Origin of the sequence: Micromonospora sp. WMMA1949, from assembly GCF_027460145.1 — a bacterium.
In the GTDB taxonomy this organism is placed as follows: Bacteria; Actinomycetota; Actinomycetes; order Mycobacteriales; family Micromonosporaceae; genus Micromonospora.
Genome location: NZ_JAPZBG010000001.1, coordinates 2,708,537 through 2,732,470 on the forward strand (window position 1 = coordinate 2,708,537; position 23,934 = coordinate 2,732,470).

Here is a 23,934-nt window from a genome sequence, read left to right on the forward strand (position 1 = left end):
GGCGTCAGCCGAGCAGCGGGAACCATCCGGCGGCCTCGCCCAGTTCCAGCCGGTCCCGGTCGGTGAGCGGCACCCGCCCGGCGGCCTTCAGCAGGTAGTCGTGGTCGTCCCAGCCGGCCGGCCGTACCGCGTCGTCGCTGAGCAGGCCGTCCATCGTGGTCACCGCGACCCGCGTCGGGTCCGCCGCCGGCCGCGGCGCGTCCGGCAGATCCACCACCAGGTCCAGGTGGTGGATGACCGCCTCGGTGGTCAGGGTGGCGAGCAGATGGGGTACGCGCAGCACGTGGCCCTGTGTGGTCACGTACCCGTCGGGGCCCGCGGCGGTGGCCGCGCGGACGGCGGCGGGCGCGGTGTCGGCCCAGAGGCGGACCACGCTCGTGGGCCGGTCGAAGGCGGCGGCGGAGCGGCGTGCCCACCAGGCGTGCCGCGCGCTCGCGTCGTCGTCGCCGGGGGTGAAGGCGCGCCAGTAGCTGACGTCGTCCACGTCGGCCGGTCCGGACGCGGGGCTGGCCAGGGCCACGAGTGCGCGCTGGGCGTCGCAGAGCACGTGGAAGAGCAGGTCGGCGACGACCCAGCCACGACACCGGGTGGGCCGTTGCAGGCCGGCGTCGTCCAGCGGTGTGACCACTGCGGTGATGCCGTCGTACGCCTGGGCCAGCGCCTCGTGCTGCCGGATCGGGCTCATGCCGTGCAGCCTGCCACGGTGTGGCGGGTGCGGCACGGCGACGAGCGCGCCGGGTCGATGCGGTGCACCGGCCCGGCGTGCGCGTGCTCGGCGGTCAGTCGAACAGTTCGCCGAGGAAGCCGTGCTTCTTCTTCCGCCGGTAGTGGCCGTGGTAGCCGTAGTGCTGCTGCTGGCTGTGGCCGTACGCGGGCTGCGCGTAGCCGTGGCCGGGCGGCGGCGGAGGAGGGGGCGGGGGGACGGCGCCGTAGCCGGGCTGGTGCGGCGCGGCGGCGGGCGGGGGCGGCGGGGGCGGCGGGGGCGGCGGGTAGCCGGCACCGGACGGGGCGGGCTGCCGGGCGCCGCCGTGCTGCTGGTTCCAGTTGGCCTCGGCATCGAACAGCTTTTCCAGCTCGCCGCGGTCGAGGAAGATGCCCCGGCATTCGCCGCACTGGTCGATGACTACTCCGCTGCGCTCGTACTGGCGCATTTCTCCGCGGCACTTGGGACAGGTCATCTGCATGACAACGACGGTACCGGGTGTTTTCACGCGGTGGCGGTCAGCGCCTGCGTGACCTCGTCGTCGGAGACCTCGTGGAAGTCCTCGTAGTACCCGCCGACGGCGGCGAAGTCGTGCGGGAGTTGGCAGCTCACGACCGTGTCGGCCGCGGCGGCGAGCATGTCGTACGCCTGCTCGGAACCGACGGGGACGGCGACCAGGACGCGGGTGGCGCCGAGGTGGCGGGCGACCTGGACGGCGGCGCGGGCGGTGGCGCCGGTGGCGAGTCCGTCGTCGACGATGACGGCGGTGCGCCCGGTGAGGTCGAGCGGTGGGCGGCCGCCTCGGTAGCGCCGTTCGCGGCGGTCCAGTTCGGCCTGTTCGCGGCGGCGGACCTGGGCCCTGTCGTTCTCGCTGATCCGGTCGGCGACCATCTCGTTGAGGACCTGCACGCCGCCGGGGCCGAGCGCGCCGTACGCGACCTCGGGCGCCCAGGGCACGCCGAGTTTGCGGACGACGAGCACGTCCAGGGGTGCGCCGAGCCGGTCGGCGACCACCCGGGCGACGGGTACGCCGCCGCGGACCAGGCCGAGCACGAGGACGTCGGGCCGGCCGGCGAGGTCGGCGAGTCGCTCGGCGAGTTCACGTCCCGCCTCGGTCCGGTCGCGGTAGGTGGTCATTCCTCAGGTGTACGCCTTTCGGCCGGGTCGCGCGGGGCGGTTGCCGGGAATGTCGCCCTGTCGTCCGGTCGGGTGAGCGCCAGCGCGGGGGCGAGGACGAGCAGGGCGGCCGGGTAGAGCAGGTAGCCGAAGCGGGTGGAGGGCATCAGCAGGATCGCGGCGAGCAGCCCGTACCCGCAGATGAGGGCCGTGGCGGCGGCGGTGCGGGGCGGGCGGCGCAGCAGCCGGACGGCGATGGCTGCTCCGGCGGCGACGAGCAGCGCGGCGGCGACGGCGCGGCCGGCCGGGAGTGTCTCGGCGATGAGGTGTCCGGGGAAGGGCGACTGGGCGGGGCTGGTGACGAGGCCGTGGCCGAGCGGGAAGCGCAGGACGTTCTCGACGAGGGCGTCGCGGTCGACGAGCAGGACCGGGACCAGGGCGAGGACGGGTAGGCCGACGGCGCCGAGGGCGGTGCGGGTCGCGGACCGGCGGGTGGCGGCCCAGCAGATCAGCACGACGGCGATCGGCCAGGCGAAGAGTTTGAGGGCGCCGGCGGCGCCGACCGCGAGGCCGGCCCGGCCGGGCCGGCCGGCGGCGGCGAGCGCGAGGGCGAGGAGGCAGAGCGCGAGTACGGGGAGGTCGTCGCCGCCGGTGGCGAGGGTGAGCGCGCAGACGGGCAGGACGGTGGCGGCCTGGACGGCGCGCAGGACGGCGGCGTCGCGGCGGGGTGCGTCCGGGCCGCCGCCGGTGCGCAGCGTGGCGACGAGGGCGACGACTGTGAGTGCGGTGACCACGGCGAACCAGACGCGGGAGTCGGTCCACCAGGTGTTCAGGGCGGCGCGGGGCAGCCCGAACAGCGCCATGCCGGGCTGGTACGGGGTGTAGCCGAGGAGTTGTTCGCCGGGTGGCAGGGCGGCGATGGCGTCGGGTCCGAGGTAGGGGGTGCCGTGTTCGGCGAGGCGGGCGCCGGCGTGTTCGACGACGATCACCTCCTCCTGGGCGCGGTCGGTGCGTCCGCCGGCGCGTTCGATGCTCTGCGTGACGACCGGCAGGAGCGCGGTGGCGGCCCAGGTGAGACCGGCCACGGTCCAGCGTGCGGGCAGCCCGGCCAAGGGGGTGCCGGGGTGGCGGCGGCGCGCGAGCAGTTGGGTGGTGGCGGCGAGCGTGGCGAGGGCGTACCCGATGGTGGCGACGGCGCCCCAGGCGCGGTGCGGGGGGAGTGTTGAGGTGGCGGCGGTGATCGCGGCGAAGACGGTGGCGGCGGCGTAGAGGCCCAGGTCGAGGGCGAGGCCGCCGGCGGCGGTGTCGAGTGCCGACCAGCGGCGGGAGACGGGGGTTGCCGGGTCGGCGTGGGCGGTCACGCGGGCCAGTGTGGCAGACCGGCGGGGTGCCCCGGCCGGGTCAGGGTTGCCGGGCGTCGGTGGCGGTGGGGGGCGCCGGGCGGGTGCGGCCGGTGCGGCGGCCGGGGAGGCGGATGACGGCGCCGGTGTCGTGCAGCGCGGGTGCGAGCGCGCCGGTCCGGCCGCCGTGGCCGCGTTGGAGGGTGGCGAGCAGCGCGGCGGCGGGTAGCGGGCGGGCGAACAGGTGGCCCTGCCCGGCGGCGCAGCCGAGTTCCCAGAGCGCGCGGCGTTGCGGTTCGCTCTCCACGCCTTCGGCGACGACGGTGAGGTCGAGGCTGCGGCCGAGGTCGAGGGTGGAGCGGATGACGGCGGCGGCTTCGGGGGCGGTCTCCATGGCGCCGACGAAGCTGCGGTCGATCTTCAGTTCGTGTACGGGGATGCGGGAGAGCAGGGAGAGCGACGAGTATCCGGTGCCGAAGTCGTCGAGTGCGAGCCGGACGCCGGAGTCGCGTAGCCGGCTGAGGACGCGGTCGACGACGTCGAGTTGGCTGAGTGTGAGTGTCTCGGTCAGTTCCAGCACGAGGCGGTCGGGCGGGAGGTCGTGGGCGCGCAGCCGGGCCAGGACGGCGCCGGGGAAGCGGGCGTCGAGGAGGCTGCGCGGGGACACGTTCACCGAGACGGGCAGGTCGAAGCCCGCGTCGCGCCAGGAGCCGGCGGCGATGAGCGCCTGGTCGAGTATCGCCTCGGCGAACGCGGGGAGGAGTCCGGACCGTTCGACGGCTTCGAGGAAGCGCAGCGGGTCGATGAGCCCGTGGGTGGGGTGGTGCCAGCGGGCCAGGGCCTCGGCGCCGATCACCTCGCCGCTCGCCAGGTCGACGATGGGCTGGAAGTTGACGGTGAACTCGTGGTCGGCGACGGCGCGGGGCAGTTCGCCGCCGAGGGTGAGTCGGCTCAGGTCGGCGGTGTCGCGGACCGGTGCGTAGGTGGCGACGCGTTGCCCGGCGCGTTTGGCCTGGTACATGGCCACGTCGGCGCGTCGCAGCAGTTCCGCCATGCCGCCGGTGGCGGGGGCGACAGCGATGCCGCCGCTGGCCTCCACGCTGATCCGCATGCCGTCGAGGTCGAGCGGGTCGTGCAGTGCCGCGAGCAGGGCTTCGGCGCGGTGGGCGGCGACGGCCGGGGCGGGCAGGCCGCGCAGGAGGACGGCGAACTCGTCGCCGCCGAGCCGGGCGACCAGGTCGTCGGGGTTCGCGGCGTCGCGCAGCCGCTCGGCGACCTGGATCAGTACCCGGTCACCGGCGCCGTGCCCGAGGGTGTCGTTGACCTCCTTGAAGTGGTTGAGGTCGATCAGCACCAGGGCGGTGACGCCGTCGGCGTGCCGGGTGGTGAGCTGGGCGCTGCCCTCGTCGAGCAGGTGCCGGCGGTTGGACAGGCCGGTGAGGGCGTCGTGGGTGGCGGCGTAGGCGTGGTCCTCGGCGATGCGGGCGAGTTCGGCGTACGCCTGGGCGTTGCGGACCGCGGTGCACAGGGCGGAGGCGAAGGTACGCAGGGTGTACTGCTCCCGCTCGGAGAGTTCCACCGGACCGGCGAACCGCAGCCGCAGGACGCCGACGTCGTCGGTCCGGTCGTGGCCCTCCAGGGCGACCGGCATGACCTGACCGTCGACGGCGCTGGGCTGGGGGGCGACTCCGTCGTACGCGATGTTCGTGCTGTTGCCCCGGATGGTGCGTCCGCCGTCGCGCAGCTCGATCTCGACCTCGTCGGCGGAGAAGAGTTCGCTGGCTTCGGTGACCGCCGTGGTGAGCACCTGGTCGAGGTCGACCACGTTGAGGGCGTCGGTGGTCCGGGCCAGGCGCTGCCATGCCTGTTGCTCGGTGCGGGTGCGGATCCGGGCGGAGTAGGCCAGGTGCAGGCTGAGGACCAGCGGAGGCACGGCGAGCAGTAAACGGGGGTCGGCCCGCAGGATGAGGACGGTGCACGCGGCCACGAGGAAGCGGACAGCGAACCCGGCGACCCGCAGGTCGAGGTCGGTACGGAACTGGCGGGCGATGGGCGTCCCGGACGCGAGGGCGATGACCGGCATGGCCAGGAGATCGTCGAGTAGCGCCGCTACCAGGTAGACGACCCCCAGCAGCAGCAGGATGTGGAGCGGCTCATGGGGTGGCCAGATCCCGCCGAACAGCAGTGTGACGAGCGCGCTGCCGCCGGCGACCAGCGTGTGCTTCGCGACGGCGAACGTCGTCTTGATGGGCGCCAACCGAGTGACTGATCCGCAGCCCACACCGACGCCGGTTGCCAGGATTACCCAGGAGGCCGGGGCGACGGCGAGACCGATGACGATCGCGGTCTCGACCCAGGCGAAGGCCAAGGTGGTCGACCGTATGCGCAACGGGGTCTTGATCACCGTGGCCAAGGCGACCGTCACCACCAAAGCTGTGACGGTCACGAGATCACGGACCGAATCGGGCGGCTGGTTCCGGACGGTGAGCAGGGCGGCGAGCACGACGAACGCCGCGCAGCCGCTCACGCTGTACACGAGCAGGCGCAGAGGCGGTTCGACAACCCTTCGACTGTCCGCCGTTCGGCTCAACCGGCATCACCCGCCGCTCACCGTCGGAATGCGATGAGCGGCAGCCTACCTCTTCGCCGGGGCCGTGAGAACCTTCAGGTCCATTCGGTGCTACGCATTGATCGCCCCTCCTCAGATATCAATTGGATCGTGATTGCAGATGGCCGGAGTTCTCTCAGGTCCATTCGGTGCTGCGCATTGTCACGACCCTCCTCGGATATCTCTGTTTGGGCGGTTGAGGCGCCCCCTGTTCCCTTGAAGAGCAGGTTAGAGCGAGGTGAGGCTGATAAGAAAGCATTAATGTCGGTATGCGCAATATAAGTAACTATTGCGGATTAAATGACGTTCTGTCCATGCGCTGTAAGCGGAGCGGAGCCGACCGTATGCTTCACGTACCCGCCCAGTCGCTCAGCGCCATGGGAAAGGCCAAAGCCTCTCTCGTCGCCTGTAGCGTCGCCGTGACGGCTGGACATTACAACCGTTGCTCGGGCGGCTTTCATCGTCGGGACGGATGAGGAGTGGCGGTGCGTGGCCCCCCTGGATGGGGCAACGGCCTTGCGGCCGATCGATTACGCTGCGGCCTGGGCGTGGACGGGAGCCGACTGAGGCTGGAACAGCACCATGGAAATCCAAGTTGTCGGTGGTTTGGCGGTGCGGCTCGGCACGGCCGACCTTTCGCTCGGGACACCCAAACAGCAGTTGGTGTTGGCGCTACTGATTGTGCGGGCCAACCAGTTGGTCCCGGTGCACGAACTGGTTGACGAGCTGTGGCCCGACGGCCCACCCCGCTCCGCGATCGCCAACGCGCGGACCTACGCCGCCAACCTGCGGCGAGGCCTCGACTCGTCCGGGGTCGAGAGGCTCAGGATTGTCCGTGAACAAGGTGGCTACCGCCTTGTCGCCGACGAGAATCTGATCGACCTGCACCGGCGGACCGCGCGCTGGCGCCAGGGCCGGGAGCTGATGCGTGCGGGAGAACCGGCGCAGGCGATCACGTTGCTGAAGGATGCGGTTGATGCTGCAGATCCACTGCTCGCGGGGTTGACGCTGGGGCCGGTGCTGACCGTCCGGCGGGAAGCGATGAACCAGGAACGCCGTGCAACGCTGGAGCTGCTGGCGGAGGCCCACCTCAGCATGGGGAATCCGGAATCGGCGGTGTCGTTTCTGCGGGATCAGGTCCCGCGCGAGCCGCTTTGGGAACGAGCACAGTGTCTCCTGATGCGTGCCCTCATCGGGGCCGGTGACGCAGGTGGCGCCCTCGCCGTCTACCGCGCCACTCGCGAAGCGTTGTCCGACCAGCTCGGGGTGGCACCCAGCGCGGAGATGGAGCGACTTCGGATGGCGGCGACCCAGGCTCGACGCCGGATTCCGGAATCGGCGCGCGAGGTGGAGCCCATCCGGAGTGGTGCTCATAAGCGCAATTGGTTGCCACGAACGGTGATGAATTTCGTCGGCCGGGAGGAAACGGTCGATCGATTGTTGTACGAAGTGGGCGAGGCTTCCGGGCAAGGTCCGACGATCCGGGTGATCGACGGCATGGCGGGCTGCGGCAAGACGACTCTCGCCCTGCACGTGGCCTCCCGGTCGGCCGAGCGCTTCCCCGACGGGCAACTCTTCGTCGACCTGCGGGGACACAGCGCGCGAACACGGACGAACGAGGCCCCCACCGTCAATTTCCCCCCAGCGAATCGACGGTGGGCAGGTGAGGGAGGGGCGTCGTGCATCGGCACCCGAAACGGCGCTCCTCCCCGCCGCCGGCCGCCTCACCCCGCGGCGTCGTACCCGGCGGATAGGGTCGGGCCGTGACCGAACCCGCGCAGCTCACCCACGTCGACCCGGCCGGTGCGGCCCGGATGGTCGACGTCTCCGCCAAGCCGGTCTCGGGCCGGCTCGCGGTCGCCGCCGGCCGCCTGCGCACCACCGCCGAGGTGGTGGAGTTGCTGCGCCGCGACGGCCTGCCCAAGGGCGACGCGCTCGCCGTCGGCCGGCTCGCCGGCATCATGGGCGCCAAGCGCACACCGGACCTGATCCCGCTCTGCCACCCGATCGCGCTGCACGGCGTCACCGTCGACCTCGACCTCACCGCCGACACGGTGGAGATCACCGCCACCGCGAAGACCGCCGACCGCACCGGCGTGGAGATGGAGGCCCTGACCGCCGTGGCGGTCGCCGGGCTCGCCCTGGTCGACATGGTGAAGGCCGTCGACCCGGCCGCCTCGGTGGACGCCGTCCGGGTGCTCCGCAAGGAGGGCGGCAAGACCGGCGAGTGGGTCCGGCCGGAGGACCGGCCGTGATCCGGGCCCGGGTGATCGTGGCGTCCAACCGGGCCGCCGCCGGGGTGTACGAGGACACCAGCGGCCCGCTGCTCGTGACCGGGCTGCGCGAGCTGGGCTGCGAGGTCGACGCCCCGGTGGTGGTGCCGGACGGCGAACCGGTCGGCGACGCCCTGCGTGCCGCCCGCGCCGACGGCGTCGACGTGGTGCTGACCAGCGGCGGCACCGGCATCACGCCGACCGACCGCACGCCCGAGGTGACCCGGGCGCTGCTCGACTACGAGATCCCCGGCATCGCCGAGGCGATCCGCGCGCACAGCCGCGACGCAGTGCCGACCGCGGCGCTGTCCCGCGGGCTGGCCGGGGTGACCGGCCGGACGCTCGTGGTCAACCTGCCCGGTTCACGCGGCGGCGCCCGGGACGGCCTGGCCGTGCTCGGGCCGATCCTGCGGCACGCCGTCGACCAGCTTCGCGGCGGCGACCACTGAACCCGCGAGGCACGTGCTCCGGCGTTAGGCTCGCCGGATGAGCACGGAAACCGAAGCCGCCGCGGCCGAGGCGGCCACGCCACCCCCGGCCGGGTGGGAGGAGGCCCGCTCCCGGGTGTACGCGGTGGGCCTGTCCGCCGCGCTCCCCGCTGTCGCCCGTCCGCTGGCCGAGGCCGACGGGCACACGCTGGCCGAGCCGCTGACCACGCGTACCGACCTGCCCGCGTTCCCCACCTCCAGCGTGGACGGCTGGGCGGTGCGCGGCCCGGGGCCGTGGCGGGTCGTCGGGCGGGTGCTCGCCGGGCACACCGCACCGCCGCTGGAGGCGGACGGCAGCACCGTCGAGATCGCCACCGGCGCGATGGTGCCCGAGGGCACGACGGCGATCCTGCGGATCGAGGAGTCGGCGCGTACGGCGGACGGCCTGGTGTCCGGCACGCCCCGACCAGCACCGGAGTGGCGGGAGCCGGGTGAGGAGGCGCACCTCGGGGAGGAGCTGCTGCCCGCCGGCACGCCCGTCGACCCGGCGGTGATCGGCCTGGCCGCCTCCTGCGGGCACGACACGCTGCGGGTCCGCCGCCCACCCCGGGCCGCGCTGCTGGTCTTCGGCGACGAACTGCTCACCTCGGGTCCGCCCGGCGCGGGCCGGGTCCGGGACGCGCTCGGCCCGTCGGTGCCGGCATGGCTGCGTCGCTACGGCTGCCAGATGCGCGCCGCCGACGTGGTCGGGCCGGTCGCCGACACGCTGCCCGCGCACGTGGCGGCGTTGCGCGGCGCGCTCGCCAACGCCGACCTGGTGTGCACCACCGGCGGCACCATGCACGGCCCGGTCGACCACCTGCACCCGACGCTGGAGGCGCTCGGCGCCGACTACGTGGTGAACACCGTCGCGGTGCGCCCGGGTTTTCCGATGCTGCTCGCCCGCCTGGTGGACGGCGACGGCCGGGTGCGGTTCGTGGCCGGCCTGCCCGGCAATCCGCAGTCGGCGGTGGTGGCGCTCGTGTCGCTCGTCGCGCCCCTGCTCGCCGGTCTCACCGGCCGGCCGATGCCGGTGCTGCCGCACGTGACGCTCGCCGAGCCCATTCCCGGGCGCGGTGACTACACCCACCTGGCACTCGCCCGCCGGGACCGCGTCGCCGGCACCGCGTACCCGGTGCGGCACGTCGGCTCGGCGATGCTGCGCGGACTGGCCGGCGCGGACGGGTTCGCGGTGATCCGGCCCGGCACCAGCGGCGCGGCCGGTGACCGCGTGCCGTTCGTGCCGCTGCCACTGACCCCCGGGGAGCGATTCGGGTGAGCGCGACGAACGAACCGACGGGAGACGTCGTGACAGTGGACGCAGGCATGGTGCTCGGCACGGTGACCGACCGGCCGCTCGACCTGGCCGAACACGAGGCGGCGGTGGCCGACCGCCGGGCCGGTGCGGTGGTGTCCTTCCAGGGCGTGGTCCGCGACCACGACCACGGGCGGGCGGTCACCCGGCTGGAGTACGAGGGCCACCCCACCGCCGAGGCGGTGCTGCGCGAGGTGGCGGCCGAGGTCGCGGCCGACCCGCAGGTGTACGCGGTGGCGGTGTCGCATCGGATCGGCCCGCTGGAGATCGGGGACGTGGCGCTGGTGGCGGCGGTCAGCACGGCGCACCGGGCCGCCGCGTTCGCGGCCTGCGCACGGCTGGTCGACGAGGTGAAGGCCCGGCTGCCGATCTGGAAGCGCCAGGTTTTCGACGACGGCACCGAGGAGTGGGTGAACTGCCCCTGAGGGCTCAGCGCCGGGCGGCGAGCGCGGCGGTACGGCCCCACCGGTCGTGGTAGAACGCCGGCTCCGCGCCGGGTCGCCACGGCAGCGCCGCCACGAGCACGATCAGTGCGATGGCCAGGGAGTTCTCCATCAGCGCGCCGAACAGGCCGTCCTGGTAGTGGGACACCTCGGGGAGCTGGTGCTCGTACGGCCAGATCGGTGAGATCAGGAACAGCAGGTAGAGCCCGAGCGCGCCGACGCCGTGGCGGAGCCCGGTGAGCGTCGGGTACCAGATCGGCGGACGCAGTGCCGGCACCCCGTTGGCCGACGGGCCGCCGGTGCCGCGCAGCGGCAGGCCACGGCTGGCGTCGCGGCGGCGGACCGCGGCGTCGGCCAGCACGATGATCGCCGGGATGACCCAGATCAGGTGATGCGACCAGGAGATCGGGCTGATCACGTTGGCGGTGAGCCCGACCAGCGTGAACGCGGTCAGCTCGTCGCCGTCGGCGCGGGCGCTCATCGCGCGGGAGAGGCCCAGCGCCAGGATCAGCACCGAGAACGCCAGCCAGAGCAGGCCGGGCGTCTCGATCGAGTCGTAGAGCCGCGCCAGCAGACCGGCGAGGGACTGGTTGGCGGTCATGTCCGCCGCGCCGACCCGTTCGGTCTGCCAGAGCACACCGGCGAAGTACGCGCGGGACTCCTCACCGACCACACCGAACGTCGCGACTGTCACGCCGGTCGTGGTGGCGACAGCGGTGAGCGCGGCCCGCCACTGCCGGGTCAGCATCAGGTAGGCCACGAACAGCGCCGGGGTGAGCTTGACCGCGGTGGCGAGCCCGATCCCGACACCGGCCCAGGCGCCGCTGTAGACGAACCGGGCCAGCGGCGAATCGGCGGTCTCGTAGTGGGTGCCCCGCTTGGCCCGCCAGCGCAGGCCCACCATGTCCGCCATGATCAGCGCGAACAGCAGCAGGTTGACCTGCCCGTAGCCGAGCGTCTCCCGGGACGGCTCGATGGCGACGGCGAGCGGGGTGGCGATGCCGACCGTGAACCAGAGCGGCCAGCCGAGCCGATCCACGACGGGACGCAGCAGCGCCGCGAGGACGACGGCGAGTGCGCCGATGCTGGCGAGCGCGTTGACGAAGCCGGCGCCGTCGACCGGCAGCCAGGACATCGGCAGCATGACCAGGGCGGCGAACGGCGGGTAGGTGAAGCCCAGCGTGGTCGAGGGCGCGACGAAGTCGTACAGCTCGTTGCCGCCGGCCCACCACAGCACGGCGCCGTGGTAGATCTTCATGTCGAAGAAGTTGTACGGCCGTCCGAAGGCGCCGATGGCGAGCCACGCGGCGTACGACACGGCGGCGACGACGCCGAGACGCACGACGATCCGGCGGTCGACGCGGGAGGTCGGAGCGAGGCGGTTGGTCCGTCTACCGACTGTCGTCGGCATGGCGTGGCCACCCCCGTACCAAGGTCGTCGTACCCGTCCAGGTCCAGCACGGAGCCTAGAACGGCGCCTCACGTTGCTGCCTCCCGCGTTACGCGACCGTGTCCGATCCCACACGTGTTTGCGACATTTCCACCGCGTTAACGGGTCTCGGATGGTTCAGGTGATTGGTGGCCTTGCGGGGGGTGGTGGGCCGTACGAAATGCCTGGTCAGCCGGGCATGCGGCGGGCGGTGGCCGCGGAGCGTACCGCGATCTTCGCCTCGCGACGCGCGGTACGGACCGCGCGCTTGACCGACCGGCGCGAGTGGTCGATCTGGTGGCCGGCGCGCCAGCGCAGGCCCGGCTTGCCCTCGGTGTCGGCGGCGGCGAGGAGGAGGCCACCGAGCAGGCCGACGTTCTTCAGGAAGTGAACCTGGTTGTTGTTGCGGGCGGCCGGGTCGTCGTTGGTCCAGAAGGGGTGACCGGCGGCGGTCGTCGGAACCAGCGTGCCCGCGAGCACCAGCGCGGCCGGGCGGGTGAACCGGCCGGTCGCGAGCATCAGGCCGCCGACGAGCTGGGTGGCGGCGTTGGCCCGGATGAGCGAGACCGTGTCGGTGGGGATGCGGGGGTGCACGTTCCGGATGAGCGGAGCGACCTTCCCGGTGACCGGTTCCGCGGCCTGCACCAGACGTTCCGGGTTGCGCAGGTTGCGGGCGCCGCTGACCACGAAGATGCCGCTCAACATGACTCGGGCGAGGGAGCGCACGGGCTTCATGGCTCAGTCTTACCCCGTCGAGGGCGTCGTCATCCCCGCAACACACGAAAGGTATCGGCCGACGTGGACGTCCGAACGGTATCGATTTCAGCGACCGTCGCGGATGGACCGGTCGCGTTCGGTAAGGTCGCGCGGGTGACGACGCTGCGACTGCGCCCGGAGGGCCCCGCCGACGAGGCGCCGGTGGCCCGGGTGCTGGCCGCCGCCTTCGCCCGCCCCGACGTGGCCACCCCACCGGAGGTCGGCCTGGTCGAGGAGTTGCGGCACAGCCCGGCGTGGATCCCGGAGCTGGCCATGGTCGCCGAGTACGGCGGCGAGGTGGTGGCGTACGCGCTGCTCACGCGCGTGGGCGTACGCACCGACGACGGTCGTACGTGGCCGGCGCTGGCCCTGGGTCCGGTGGCTGTGGCACGGCACCGGCAGCGGCTGGGGCACGGCACGGCGGCGGTGCAGGCGGCGCTGGACGCGGCAGCCGAGTTGGGCGAGCGGCTGGTGGTGGTGCTGGGGGATCCGGCGTACTACCGGCGGTTCGGGTTCGGCCCGGCGGACCGGCTGGGCCTGACCAGCCCCTGGTCCGGGCTGGGTGAGCCGTGGCAGGCGCTGGTGCTGCCGCCGACGGTGAGCGAGGAGCCGCCACCGCCGGCCGGCGAGGTGGTCTTCCCGCCACCGTGGTCGCGCGTCTGAGGCCGTTTCAGAGCAGCCGTCAGGCGGGCTGGGTGCGCAGGTAGCGGCCGAAGTGCGGCACGGTGAACGCCACCGTCCCCCGCTCGCCGGAGTAGATCAGCCCCTTCTTGATCAGCGCGTCCCGGGCCGGGGACAGGCTGGCCGGCTTGCGGCCGAGCGCGCGGGCGATCTCGGCGGTCGGCACCGCCGCGTCCATGTCGTCCCGGCCGCCCTCCTCGCCGTCGACCAGCGCCAGCGTGGCCATCGCGCGCATGTACTCGCGTTCGGCCGGCGTGGCCCGCTCGAACCGGGAACCGAAGAACCCCACCGCCAGCTCGGCCTCGGCCTCGGGCGCGGCGACCCGGACGTCCGCCGCGGTGATCGGCGAGCGGGGCGCGTGGTCCCAGGTTGCCTTGCCGTACGCCTGGACGAAGTAGGGATAGCCGCCGGACTTCTCGTAGAGCAGGTCGAGGGCTTTCTGCTCGTACTCGACCTCCTCCCGCTCGGCCGGGGCGCAGAGTGCCTGGTCGGCGGCGATCCGGTCGAGCCGGTCGATGCGCTGGTAGCGGTAGAGCCGCTCGGAGTAGGACTTGGCGGCGCTGAGGACCGCGGGCAGGTGCGGCAGGCCCGCGCCCACGACGATGAGCGGCGCGCCGAGCTGGGACAGCTCGTGGCAGGCGGCGCAGAGCGCGGAGACGTCCTCGGCGCCGACGTCCTGCATCTCGTCGATGAAGATCGCGATGCCGGTGCCGACGTCGGTGGCGACCGCCGCCGCGTCGCTGAGCAGTTCGACCAGGTCGATCTCGATGTCGCCGGAGTCGGCGCGCCCGCTGCTCGCCGGTACGTCGATGCCGGGCTGCCAGCGGTCGCGCAGCTTGGGCGCCGCGCTGCCGCGCCCGGTGGGGGCGGAGCGTTGCGCGAACGCCTTGAGGACGCCGAGGAACGCGTCGATCCGGTCCGGGGCGCGGTGCCGGGGTGCCAGTTCGCGGACCGCCATGTGTAGCGCGGCGGCGATCGGGCGGCGCAGCGACTGGTCCGGCCGGGCCTCGATCTTGCCGGTGCCCCAGAGGTGGCTGATCGCCTCGGAGCGCAGCGTGTTGAGCAGGACCGTCTTGCCCACCCCACGCAGGCCGGTGAGCATCAGGCTGCGTTCGGGCCGGCCGCGGGCGATCCGTTCCAGCACCACGTCGAAGACGTCCAGTTCCCGCCCCCGCCCGGCGAGTTCGGGCGGGCGCTGGCCGGCGCCCGGTGCGTACGGGTTGCGGACCGGATCCACGAATCGCACAGTATCGGGTTCTCTAGCGACCAGGCTAGATGCGCGTAGAGGCGGCTACCGCGTGTCGGCCTCGATACAAAACTAGGGCTGTCTAGCGTGGATGCTAGACAGCCCTAGTTTTGGTTACCGACATTCGTGGAGGGTCAGCGGCGCTTCAGGCAGAGCACGAAGTCGAGCGTGTCCAGCTCGCTGTCGAAGAAGTACCAGTCGGTGTACCCGGCCACCTTCCCGCACTTGGCCTCCGCGTCCTTCTTGCCGCTCGTCGCGCCGTCGATGCGGCGCAGCACCTCGTACGTCTTCGGGGCGCAGTCGGCGATCACCAGCTTCGGCTGGCCTCCGCCGCCCTCGTTGGCGACGCACTGGCCCGCCTTGACGAAGCGCGGATCGGTCGAGGAGGCCGGGGCCGCCGTCGTGGGCGTCGTGTCGGCCGGCTCGCTCGGCGCGGCCTCACCGGTCGGATCCGCGGCCGGCGCGGTGGCAGCGGTCGTGCCGCCGGTCGGGGTCTGCTCGTCCCGGCCCAGCATCCAGTACGCCCCGGCGCCGCCCAGCAGCAGCACGGCCAGCACGACCACCACCACCACCAGCGGGCCCTTGCCCCGCTTCGGCGGCGGCGTCGGCTCGGCGTACGGCGGAAGCCCACCGCCGTACTGCGGTCCGGCGTAGGGGTCACCCGGTTGGCCCTGCTGCGGGGACCAGGCCGAACCCGGCTCGAAGCGCTGCGTCGGCGGCCCGTACTGATCGGCCGGCGGCCCGTACCGGTCGGCGGGCCCGTACTGGTCGGGCGGCCCGTACTGGTCGGCGGGGCCGTACTGGTCGGCGGGGCCGTACGGCCGTGCGCCCGGCGGCGGGCCGTACCGCGGATCCGGCTGCGGGGCGTAACGCGGGTCGCCCTGCGGGGCGTAACGGGGGTCGGGCTGCGGGGCGTAGCCGTCGTCGGGCCGTCCCCACGGCTCGGGAGAGCCGCCACCCGGTGGACCGAAGTTCGACATGAACGCCTCCTGCGTACGCCAGTGCTGAGAGGCCGGCCACCAACTGGGGACGCCGACGCCGTGGCCACCGTAGCGTGGTCAGACGATGAGCTCACGCCCCACGAGTGCGACGAACGTTGTCGATTCCGCGACGCCGCCCGCCCGCACCGCCCTGATCTGGACCGCACTCGTGCTGGTCTACCTGCTCTGGGGCTCGACGTACCTGGGCATCCGGGTCGCTGTCGAGTCGTTGCCGCCGCTCATTTCAGCGGCGATGCGGTTCGCCGCCGCCGCGGTGGTGCTCGCCGTGGTGCTGCGCCTGCGACGCGGACCCGGTGCGTTGCGGGTGCCCGCGCGCCGCGTCGGCTCCGCCGCGCTCATCGGCGTGCTGCTGCTGGCGGGCGGCAACGGACTGGTGGTGCTCGCCGAGTCCGGCCCGCCCGGGACCGCCGTACCGTCCGGTGTCGCGGCGTTGCTCGTCGCCACCGTGCCGCTGCTCGTGGTGCTGCTGCGCACGGCGGGTGGCGACCGGCCACGACCGTGGACGTTCGCCGGGGTGGCCCTCGGCTTCGCCGGTCTGGTCCTGCTCGTGCTGCCCCGGGACGGTGTCGACGGCGTGCCGGTGGCCGGCGCGCTCACAGTGGTCGCCGCCGCGACGAGCTGGTCGGTCGGCTCGTACCTGTCCGGCAGGATCGCGATGCCCGCCGACCCGTTCGTGGCCACCGTCTACGAGATGGTCGCCGGTGCGACGGTGCTCGCGCTCGTCGGCGTGGCCCGCGGGGAGCTGCGCGGCTTCTCCTTCGCCGACGTGACCGGTCGGTCCTGGGCGGCGATGGCCTACCTGATGGTGGCCGGATCGCTCGTCGCCTTCACCGCGTACGTCTGGCTGCTCGCCCACGCGCCGATCTCCCTGGTCTCCACGTACGCGTACGTGAACCCGGTGGTCGCGGTGGCGCTCGGCGCGTTGTTCGTCGCGGAACCGATCACCTCGCAGGTGCTGATGGGCGGCGCGGTCATCGTGGTCGGCGTGGCGGTGGTGGTGAGCACCGAGCGGCCCCGCCGGTCCCCGCCACCAGCCGTCGACGGGACGGCCGGGGAGCCGGCCGGGCGGTAGCGTCCCGGCCCGTGTCGGCGGTGCTGGTGACGGGGATCGCGCTGCTCGGCGCACCAGCCGGGTGGGCGGCCGTGCCGGTCGGCCGGTCGCTCGTCCCAGGGCACCCTGGCGACGCTCCGCGCCGGAGCACCCTCGCCCTGGCAGGTGTCGTGGTGTTCGGCGGGCTCGCCGCCACCAGGGGCACCGACCCGGCGCTGCCCGCGCTGCTGCTGGTCGCCGCCGTCGGGCTGGTCCTCGGGGTCACCGACGTGACGGCGCTGCGTCTGCCCGACCCGCTGGTCGGCGTGGTCGCGCTCGGCGGCGGGCTCGGCCTGATCGCGGCCACGGCGGCGACCGGCGAACCGCGCCGCCTGGCCGTCGCGGTGGGCGGGGCCGCGCTCTCCTTCGTCGGGTACGCGCTGCTGGCCCTGCTGCCCCGCGCCCGGCTCGGCTTCGGCGACGTGAAGCTCGCCGCCGCGCTCGGGCTGCCGCTGGGCTGGCTCGGCTGGCCGGCACTGCGGCTCGGCCTGTTCCTGCCGCACGTGCTCGCCGGAGTGGCGGTGCTCGTCCTGCTCGCCGCCGGCCGGGTACGCCGGGACACGCCGGTGCCGTTCGGCCCGGCGCTGCTCGGCGGCGCGTGGCTCGCGGCCGTCCTCACCTGATCGCCGCCAACCGGCCCGGCCCGTGTCCGTGGCCCGCCGGACCCGCCGCCGTCAGATCAGCCGGAGCTGGTGGTCCTTCGGGCGGCGGGGTTCGGTCGCGTCCAGGCGCTCGAACAGCGCCGGGTCGATCACGTCGAGGAACGGCGACGGGCGGGTGTCGCGTTCCGCGCCGTGCCGGGCGCGGCGGCCCGCGTGGCTGACGTAGAGCCGGTCCTGCGCCCGGGTCAGCCCGACGAAGAACAGCCGTCGCTCCTCGGCCACCGCGTCGTCGTCCGGCTCGGAGCCGGGCCAGCGCAGCGGCAGCAGGCCGTCCTCGGCGCCGACCAGGAACACCACCGGGAACTCCAGGCCCTTCGCGGCATGCAGCGTGAGCAGCGTGACCGCTTCGGCGCGCGGGTCGAGCGCGTCCACCTCCGCGCCGGTGGCGAGCTGGTTGAGGAACAGCTCCAGGTCGTCGCCGCACCGCCGGGCCAGCGGGGTGAGCAGGTCCACCGCGGTGCGGACGTCCTCGGGGCGTACCGCGCCGGAGCCGTCGAGCGTGGGCACCGCGAACCGCTCGGCGAGGATCTGCCCGGCCTGGCGTACCCGGGCGGTGAGCGAGCCGTCGAGTCCGGCGTGGCGCAGTTCGCGGGCGATCGCCGGTACGCCGGGACGGTCGCGCAGCCGGTCGTGCGAGCGCTTCTGCACCGGGATGTTCGCCCGGGCCAGCGCGTCCACGATCGGTGCGGCCTGCGCGTCGGTGCGGTACAGCACCGCGATGTCGGAGAAGGACAGCGAGGTGGCCCGCCCGTCGATCCGCCCCGAGTCGAGCGAGCGGTGGGACAGGCCGCCGACCAGTTCGTCCACGGTACGGACCACGAAGTCGGCCTCGTCGTGGGGAGAACTCGCCGCGTACCGGCCGACGAGCGGCGCCTCCGGGTCGAGCCGGGCCGGGTCGAGGCGCCGGCCGCGCACCAGCGACGACGGCGCGATGGCCTGCACGGCAGCGGCCAGGATCGGCGCCGAGGAACGGTAGTTGCGGTTCAGCCGGACCAGCCGGGCGTCGGTGAAGTCCTGCGAGAAGCGCAGGAAGTAACCCACGTCCGCACCCCGGAACGAGTAGATCGCCTGGTCCGGGTCACCGATCGCGCACAGGTTGCCGTCCGGCGGGCTGAGCAGCCGCAGCAGGTCGTACTGCACCGCGTCGACGTCCTGGTACTCGTCGACGAAGATCCACTTCCACCGCTCGCGGTACTCCCGCACCAGCTTCCGGTCCCCCTTGAGCAGGGCCACCGGCAGCGTCAGCAGCTCGTCCAGGTCGACCAGGTCCCGCTTGCGCAGCAGTGCCACGTACCGCTCGTCGTCGTCACCGGCCTCGGCGCGCGCCGCCGCCCGGTCCGCGTCGTCGGCGATCCGGAAGTCCGCCGGCAGCCCGGCCGCCGCCGCGTTCTCCCGCAGCACGGTCAGGCCGAGCGAGTGGAACGTGCCGACCGTGACGTCCTCGGCGACCGGCCCGAGCAGCCCGTCCAGCCGGTGCCGCAGCTCCTCGGCCGCCCGCCGGGTGAACGTGATCGCCAGGCACTGGTCGGGGAAGACGTTCAGCTCCGCGCAGAGGTACGCGATCCGGTGGGTGAGCGTCCGCGTCTTGCCGGTGCCCGGACCGGCCACGATGAGCAGCGGACCACCCGGCGCCGACGCGGCCACCCGCTGCATCGCGTCCAGCCGGTCCAGCAGGCCGGTGCCGACCTCCTCCATCCCGGCGAGCATCGGCTCGAACGGTTCGTGCGGAGACGGCGGCGGCGCGATCGGAGGCGCGGGCGGCGGCGTGCGCTTCGGCTCCGGCCGGGCCGCCGCCGGGCGCTTGGCCTTCGGCTTCGGTGCCGGCTCCGCGGGCCGCCGCTGCGCGGGCACCGGTACGTCGAACAGCGTCTCCTGCCCGGCCCGGCCACCCGAGGCGCCCAGTTCCGCCGGATCGAACAGGGTGATCACGCCGTACTCGCCGTCGTAGCCCGGCACCCGGCGCACGTCGCCGCGGCGCAGCCGGCCGATGCCCTCCGCGAGCAGCTCGCCGCCGACCCGGCCGATCTCCTCGATCGGGGTACGCGTCAGGATCTCCAGCTCCGGGCCGAGCGCGGCGATCAGCTCGTTGAGCTTGCCCTCGACCTTCTTCGACCGCGCGCCGACCCGGTTCAGCTCACCCAGGATCTCGGCCAGCGGCACCAGGTGCGCCACCTCGCGCGCGTGCGCCGGACGGTGACCCACCGGCCGGTCCGCCAGCTCCTCGACCCGGCTGAGTACGCCCACCGTCAGCGGTTTGCCGCACTCCGGGCAGCGTCCGCCCGCCTCGCGGGTCCGCTCCGGCGACCAGTTCACCCCGCACAGGCGGTGCCCGTCAGCGTGGTACTTGCCCTCCTCCGGGAAGAACTCCACGGTGCCCGCGAGCCCGTCGCCGGTCCGCAGCGCCTCCCGGATGGCGAAGTAGTCGCGCGCGGCGGTGAGGACCGTGGCCTCCCGGGCCAGCGCGGGCGGCGAGTGCGCGTCCGAGTTCGACACCAGCTGGTAGCGGTCCAGGCTGCCGACCCGCCAGTTCATCTCCGGGTCGGACGACAGACCGGTCTCCACCGCGAAGATGTGCTCGGCCAGGTCGGCGTAGCAGTCCGCGATCGCGTCGAAGCCGGACTTCGAACCGAGCGCGGAGAACCAGGGCGTCCAGATGTGCGCGGGCACCAGGTAGCCGTCCGGGCTCGCCTCCAGCGTGATCTCCAGCAGGTCGCGGGAGTCCAGCCCGAGGATCGGCCGGCCGTCCGAGCCGAGGTTGCCGATCCGGCCCAGCGCGGTGTTGAACCGGGCCACCGCGTCCAGGTCCGGCAGGTAGATCAGGTGGTGCACCTTGCGGGTGCGGTCGTCGCGCTTGTAGATCGTGGAGATCTCCACGCTCAGCATGAACCGGACCGGGTCGGCCTCCGCCTCACTCGCGAGGCGGGGCGGCAACCGCCGGGCCACGTCCCGCTCCGCCTCGGGCGAGAGGCGGTACAGGCCCGGCTCGGCCGGGTGCAGCGTCTCGCGCAGGTGGTCGTACCAGGCGGGATGGGTGAAGTCGCCGGTGCCGAGCACGCCGATGCCCTTGCGCCGGGCCCACCAGGCCAGGTTCGGCAGGGTCAGGTCGCGGCTGCACGCGCGGGAGTACTTCGAGTGGATGTGCAGATCCGCGACGTACGGCGGGAGGCCACCGGGGGGTGCGGCGCTGAACGGAGGCACGCCGCATCCTGTCACGTCCGGTCCACCGCCCGCCCGTCGCCACGCGTACGGGTGACCTGAGCAATGCGGTGCTGGACTCGGCGGCCCCGGCACGCTATTGCGCGCGCAGCTCGACGAGCGTCACCTGGGGAGGCGCACCCACCCGTACCGGCGGGCCCCAGAAACCGGCGCCGTTCGTGACGTACACCTTCGTGCCGTCGACCTCGCCGAGACCGGAGACCACCGGCTGTTCGAGCTTCACCGCCAGGTTGAACGGCACCATCTGGCCGCCGTGGGTGTGCCCGGAGAGCTGGAGGTCGACGCCGAACTTCGCCGCCTCCTGCGCGGCCACCGGCTGGTGCGCCAGCAGCACCACCGGCCGGCTCGGGTCACGGTCGCCGAGGGCGGCGGCGTAGTCGGCGGGCCCGGCCACTCCGGTCCCGGCGGCGCTCACGTCGTTCACCCCGGCCAGATCCAGCACGCCACCCCGGGCCTGGATCTCCTGCCGCTCGTTCTGGAGCACCCGCAGGCCGAGCCGGTCCACCTCGCGGACCCACTCCTCCACGCCCGAGTAGTACTCGTGGTTGCCGGTGACGAAGAAGTTGCCGTACCGGGACCGCAGGTCGCGCAGCGGCTCGGCGGCCTCGCCCAGCTCGGCCACCGTGCCGTCGACCAGGTCACCGACCACGGCGACCAGGTCGGCGTCCATCCGGTTGATCATCGCGACGATCCGCTCGGTGTGCGCCCGGCCGCGCAACGGCCCGAGGTGGATGTCGGAGACGGTGGCGATACGCAGGCCGTCCATGCTCCGGGGCAGCTTCGCCAGCGGGATCTGCACCCGGTCGAGCTGCGGCGGACCCATCGCGGTGCGGACGCCGTACCCGGTGACGCCGGCGGCGGTGAGCCCGGCGAAGATCGCCGCCCCGCGGGCGAGCAGCAACCGCCGGGAGGGGTCGTGGTCCGGCGCGGGGGTGCCGGCCGGCGGCACGTCGGCGTTGTCGACCGGCGGCGTCGTCGCACCCTCCGCCGTCGCCGCGCCCACGAGTGCGGGCTCGGGCTCCGGGCCGGCGGCGACCGCCGAGCGGGCCCGGCGGCGCAGCACCAGCCGGACCACCGCGGTCGGCACTTCGAGCACCAGCAGCAGCACCAGCAGGTAGAACATCAGCGCGACCCAGAGGTAGCCGGGCCAGGCGAGCCAGTACCAGCCGTTGCGCGTGCCGGCCATGGTCACCGGTACGAGCACCGCCAGCGCCGCGATCGCCACCGTGCCCGCCCGGCGCCACCGCCCCGGGCGCGTGGTGTCCCGAACCAGCCGCTTCCACAGGTAGAAGTGGATCAGGCCGATCACGAGCACGACGAAGCCCAGGAATGCCGCCATGGCCAGCACGTGTGCCCTCCTCAGCCGCCCGCGAAGGGCGGCAGCACGTCCACCGTCACCCCGGCCGGCAACAGTGCCCGTCGATCATGACAGGCCACGCCGTCGACCAGAAAACTCGCCGCCTTCAGCACCACCGCGAGGCGTTCGCCGTGCCGGGCGGTCAGGTCATCGAGGAGTTCGTCCAGAGAGCGGCCGGCGGATGCGGTCTCCTCGGAGCGACCGGCGGCAGCCCGGGCGCCGGCGAAATAGCGGACCGTGAGTTCCATCCTCAGCCTCCGATCGCCGACATCGAGCGCGCGGGCTGGAGGAACGTCGGATCGTCGATGCCGTGCCCGGCCCGCTTGGCCCACATCGCGGCGCGCCAGCGGCGGGCCAGTTCCTCGTCGTCGGCGCCGTCGCGCAACGCGCCGCGCAGGTCCGACTCCTCGGTGGCGAACAGGCAGTTGCGCACCTGGCCGTCGGCGGTGAGCCGGGTGCGGTCGCAGTCGCCGCAGAACGGCCGGGTCACGCTGGCGATCACCCCGACCCGGGCCGGCCCACCGTCCACCAGCCACGTCTCGGCCGGTGCCGCGCCCCGCTCGGAGGGGTCCGGCGTCAGCGCGAACGCGGCCTGCAGGGAGGCCAGGATCTCGTCGGCGGTGACCATCGTCGAGCGGTCCCAGCCGTGCTGCGCGTCGAGCGGCATCTGCTCGATGAACCGCAGCTCGTAGCCGTGCGCGAGCGCGAACCGGAGCAGCGCGGGCGCCTCGTCGTCGTTCGTGCCGCGCATGAGCACCGAATTGATCTTCACAGGGGTCAGCCCGGCCTCCGCGGCCCCGGCCAGCCCGGCGATTACGTCGGCGAGCCGGTCCCGGCGGGTCAGCGCGGTGAACCGGTCCCGGTCCAGCGTGTCGAGCGAGACGTTGACGCGGTCCAGCCCGGCTTCGCGCAGCGCGGACGCCATCCGGGCCAGGCCGATGCCGTTCGTGGTCAGCGAGATGCGCGGCCGGGGCGTGAGCGCGGCGACCGCCGCCACGATGCCGGGCAGGCCGGGCCGGATGAGCGGCTCACCGCCGGTGAAGCGCACCTCGGTGATGCCGAGCCGGGACACCGCGACACCCACCAGTCGGACGATCTCGTCGTCGGTGAGCAGTTGCGGATTGGCCAGCCAGGGCAGACCCTCCGCCGGCATGCAGTAGGTGCAGCGCAGGTTGCACTTGTCGGTGAGCGAGACCCGCAGGTCCCGGGCGACACGGCCGTACCGGTCGGCGAGGACGCCGTCGGCCGTCCGGGGGGCGCTCATCTGTCGACCGTAGCGCGGTCGGGCCCCCGGAGGGCGGCACGGGCGGTGGAGCGTACGGCGTCCGCGTACGCGGCACCGAAGATCGCGGTGTGCACGAGCAGCAGATGCAGCTGATGCAGCGGCACCCGTTCCCGCCACCCGTCGGCCGGTGGCCACGCCTCCCGGTAGGCGGCCATGATCCGATCCAGGTGCGGTGGGCCGCCGAACAGCGCGAGCTGCGCCAGGTCGGTCTCGCGGTGACCGCCGTGCGCGGCCGGGTCGACCAGCCACACCCGGCCGTCGGCGCCCCAGAGCAGGTTGCCCGGCCAGAGATCGCCGTGCAGCCGGGCGGGCGGCTCGTCACCGCCGAACTCGCCGATCCGGTCGACGACCTGCTCGACGAGCGCCGCCCCGGCGCCGTCGAGCGCGCCGCCGTCGACCGACATGCGCAGGTAGGGAAGGAGTCGGCGCCGGGCGAACCAGTCCGGCCAGGGACCGGGGTCGGGCGTGTTGTCCTGCGGCAGCGCGCCGATGAACCCGGCCCGGTCCGCGCCGAACGCGGGCGCCCCGGCGCGGTGCAGCCCGGCCAGGTCGCGGCCGAACGCCTCTGCGGCCTCCGGCGTGGGCTCGCCGGGCTCCACCCAGTCGAGCGCCAGCAGGTCGGGCAACGCGACCAGCACGTCCGGTACGGGCACCGAGCCGGCCTCGCGCAGCCAGTGCAGCCCGGCCGCCTCGGCGGCGAAGAAGCCCTCCGGCAGCGGACGCGTGGCCCGTTCCGGCCACGTCTTCGCGAACACCGAGTGCCCGTCGTCGAGCGTGAGCCGGGAGGCGGCGCAGATGTCACCACCGGAGACCGGCGTCTCCCGGATCCGCTGGTGGGTCAGGAAGGTAGGCAGGTGCTCCGGGTGTGCCCGCAGGTATGCCAGGTCCATGTGCGCAAGGTAGCGGTTACCTCGGACATCCGTGTGCCGAGAAGCGCCGCCGATTG

General features: G+C 73.6%; 22 protein-coding genes. 8 read left to right on the forward strand and 14 right to left on the reverse strand.

Translation table 11 applies throughout. From position 1 onward, the window contains the following. Positions 1-4 precede the first annotated feature (4 nt). The 5 genes from O7607_RS12780 to O7607_RS12800 form a co-directional block, all read right to left on the reverse strand. A complete protein-coding gene (locus O7607_RS12780) occupies positions 5-685 on the reverse strand; it encodes a maleylpyruvate isomerase N-terminal domain-containing protein (protein ID WP_269703378.1) in 681 nt (226 codons plus the stop codon). Positions 686-779: 94 nt separating this feature from the next. Continuing rightward, positions 780-1,184 (reverse strand): TFIIB-type zinc ribbon-containing protein, encoded by a 405-nt coding sequence (locus O7607_RS12785; protein WP_269703380.1) that lies wholly within the window; start codon positions 1,182-1,184, stop codon positions 780-782. Between the two features lie 23 nt (positions 1,185-1,207). After that, positions 1,208-1,840 (reverse strand): phosphoribosyltransferase, encoded by a 633-nt coding sequence (locus tag O7607_RS12790; protein WP_269703381.1) that lies wholly within the window; start codon positions 1,838-1,840, stop codon positions 1,208-1,210. After that, positions 1,837-3,180: a glycosyltransferase 87 family protein gene (locus O7607_RS12795; protein WP_269703383.1), complete on the reverse strand. Its 1,344-nt coding sequence runs from the start codon at positions 3,178-3,180 to the stop codon at positions 1,837-1,839. Before O7607_RS12795 ends, O7607_RS12790 begins: the two co-directional genes overlap by 4 nt. Before the next feature lie 40 nt (positions 3,181-3,220). Next, positions 3,221-5,707 (reverse strand): putative bifunctional diguanylate cyclase/phosphodiesterase, encoded by a 2,487-nt coding sequence (locus O7607_RS12800; RefSeq protein ID WP_269706961.1) that lies wholly within the window; start codon positions 5,705-5,707, stop codon positions 3,221-3,223. Positions 5,708-6,349: 642 nt separating this feature from the next. Here O7607_RS12800 and O7607_RS12805 point away from each other — a divergent pair. From O7607_RS12805 to O7607_RS12825, 5 genes are read left to right on the forward strand one after another with little or no spacing between them, the layout of a single operon-like run. Next, positions 6,350-7,534: a BTAD domain-containing putative transcriptional regulator gene (locus tag O7607_RS12805; RefSeq protein ID WP_269703385.1), complete on the forward strand. Its 1,185-nt coding sequence runs from the start codon at positions 6,350-6,352 to the stop codon at positions 7,532-7,534. After that, entirely contained in the window at positions 7,531-8,022 is a 492-nt protein-coding gene (moaC, locus tag O7607_RS12810; protein WP_013289345.1) for a cyclic pyranopterin monophosphate synthase MoaC, read from the forward strand. The genes O7607_RS12805 and moaC overlap by 4 nt, the downstream gene beginning before the upstream one ends. Further along, positions 8,019-8,489: a MogA/MoaB family molybdenum cofactor biosynthesis protein gene (locus tag O7607_RS12815; RefSeq protein ID WP_269703386.1), complete on the forward strand. Its 471-nt coding sequence runs from the start codon at positions 8,019-8,021 to the stop codon at positions 8,487-8,489. The genes moaC and O7607_RS12815 overlap by 4 nt, the downstream gene beginning before the upstream one ends. Positions 8,490-8,526: 37 nt before the next feature. Beyond that, complete coding sequence (locus O7607_RS12820; protein WP_269703388.1) at positions 8,527-9,786, forward strand: molybdopterin molybdotransferase MoeA; 1,260 nt, start codon at positions 8,527-8,529, stop codon at positions 9,784-9,786. Between the two features lie 47 nt (positions 9,787-9,833). Then, a complete protein-coding gene (locus tag O7607_RS12825) occupies positions 9,834-10,247 on the forward strand; it encodes a molybdenum cofactor biosynthesis protein MoaE (RefSeq protein ID WP_269706962.1) in 414 nt (137 codons plus the stop codon). Between the two features lie 4 nt (positions 10,248-10,251). Here the strand turns inward: O7607_RS12825 and O7607_RS12830 are convergent, their stop codons facing one another. Continuing rightward, entirely contained in the window at positions 10,252-11,676 is a 1,425-nt protein-coding gene (locus O7607_RS12830; RefSeq protein ID WP_269703390.1) for a glycosyltransferase 87 family protein, read from the reverse strand. A gap of 207 nt (positions 11,677-11,883) precedes the next feature. Further along, positions 11,884-12,429, reverse strand: a complete 546-nt coding sequence (locus tag O7607_RS12835) for a DoxX family protein (RefSeq protein WP_269703391.1) — start codon at positions 12,427-12,429, stop codon at positions 11,884-11,886. A 135-nt stretch (positions 12,430-12,564) separates the two neighbouring features. On the opposite strand from O7607_RS12835, the gene O7607_RS12840 reads away from it, so the two are divergent. Next, positions 12,565-13,113, forward strand: a complete 549-nt coding sequence (locus tag O7607_RS12840; RefSeq protein WP_269703392.1) for a GNAT family N-acetyltransferase — start codon at positions 12,565-12,567, stop codon at positions 13,111-13,113. Between the two features lie 19 nt (positions 13,114-13,132). Here O7607_RS12840 and O7607_RS12845 read toward each other — a convergent pair whose 3' ends face one another. Together O7607_RS12845 and O7607_RS12850 are read right to left on the reverse strand one after the other, a co-directional pair. Then, entirely contained in the window at positions 13,133-14,368 is a 1,236-nt protein-coding gene (locus tag O7607_RS12845; protein WP_269703393.1) for an ATP-binding protein, read from the reverse strand. Between the two features lie 143 nt (positions 14,369-14,511). After that, positions 14,512-15,357 (reverse strand): LppU/SCO3897 family protein, encoded by an 846-nt coding sequence (locus O7607_RS12850; protein WP_269703394.1) that lies wholly within the window; start codon positions 15,355-15,357, stop codon positions 14,512-14,514. 85 nt (positions 15,358-15,442) lie between these two features. Here O7607_RS12850 and O7607_RS12855 point away from each other — a divergent pair, with 85 nt between their 5' ends. Both O7607_RS12855 and O7607_RS12860 read left to right on the forward strand, forming a co-directional pair. After that, positions 15,443-16,450 carry an EamA family transporter gene (locus O7607_RS12855; protein WP_269703396.1) on the forward strand — a complete coding sequence of 336 codons (1,008 nt, stop codon included), beginning with the start codon at positions 15,443-15,445 and terminating at the stop codon, positions 16,448-16,450. Between the two features lie 11 nt (positions 16,451-16,461). Beyond that, on the forward strand, positions 16,462-17,091 hold the full coding sequence (locus O7607_RS12860) for a prepilin peptidase (RefSeq protein WP_269703398.1): 630 nt from the start codon (positions 16,462-16,464) through the stop codon (positions 17,089-17,091). Positions 17,092-17,142: 51 nt separating this feature from the next. Here the strand turns inward: O7607_RS12860 and O7607_RS12865 are convergent, their stop codons facing one another. The 5 genes from O7607_RS12865 to O7607_RS12885 form a co-directional block, all read right to left on the reverse strand. Continuing rightward, positions 17,143-20,328: a UvrD-helicase domain-containing protein gene (locus tag O7607_RS12865; RefSeq protein ID WP_269703399.1), complete on the reverse strand. Its 3,186-nt coding sequence runs from the start codon at positions 20,326-20,328 to the stop codon at positions 17,143-17,145. Between the two features lie 94 nt (positions 20,329-20,422). Continuing rightward, entirely contained in the window at positions 20,423-21,685 is a 1,263-nt protein-coding gene (locus O7607_RS12870; RefSeq protein ID WP_269706963.1) for a metallophosphoesterase, read from the reverse strand. 20 nt (positions 21,686-21,705) lie between these two features. Beyond that, on the reverse strand, positions 21,706-21,951 hold the full coding sequence (locus O7607_RS12875) for a MoaD/ThiS family protein (protein ID WP_269703400.1): 246 nt from the start codon (positions 21,949-21,951) through the stop codon (positions 21,706-21,708). A 2-nt stretch (positions 21,952-21,953) separates the two neighbouring features. Continuing rightward, on the reverse strand, positions 21,954-22,967 hold the full coding sequence (gene moaA / locus O7607_RS12880; protein WP_269703402.1) for a GTP 3',8-cyclase MoaA: 1,014 nt from the start codon (positions 22,965-22,967) through the stop codon (positions 21,954-21,956). Beyond that, positions 22,964-23,878, reverse strand: a complete 915-nt coding sequence (locus tag O7607_RS12885; protein ID WP_269703404.1) for a fructosamine kinase family protein — start codon at positions 23,876-23,878, stop codon at positions 22,964-22,966. Before O7607_RS12885 ends, moaA begins: the two co-directional genes overlap by 4 nt. Positions 23,879-23,934 lie beyond the last annotated feature (56 nt).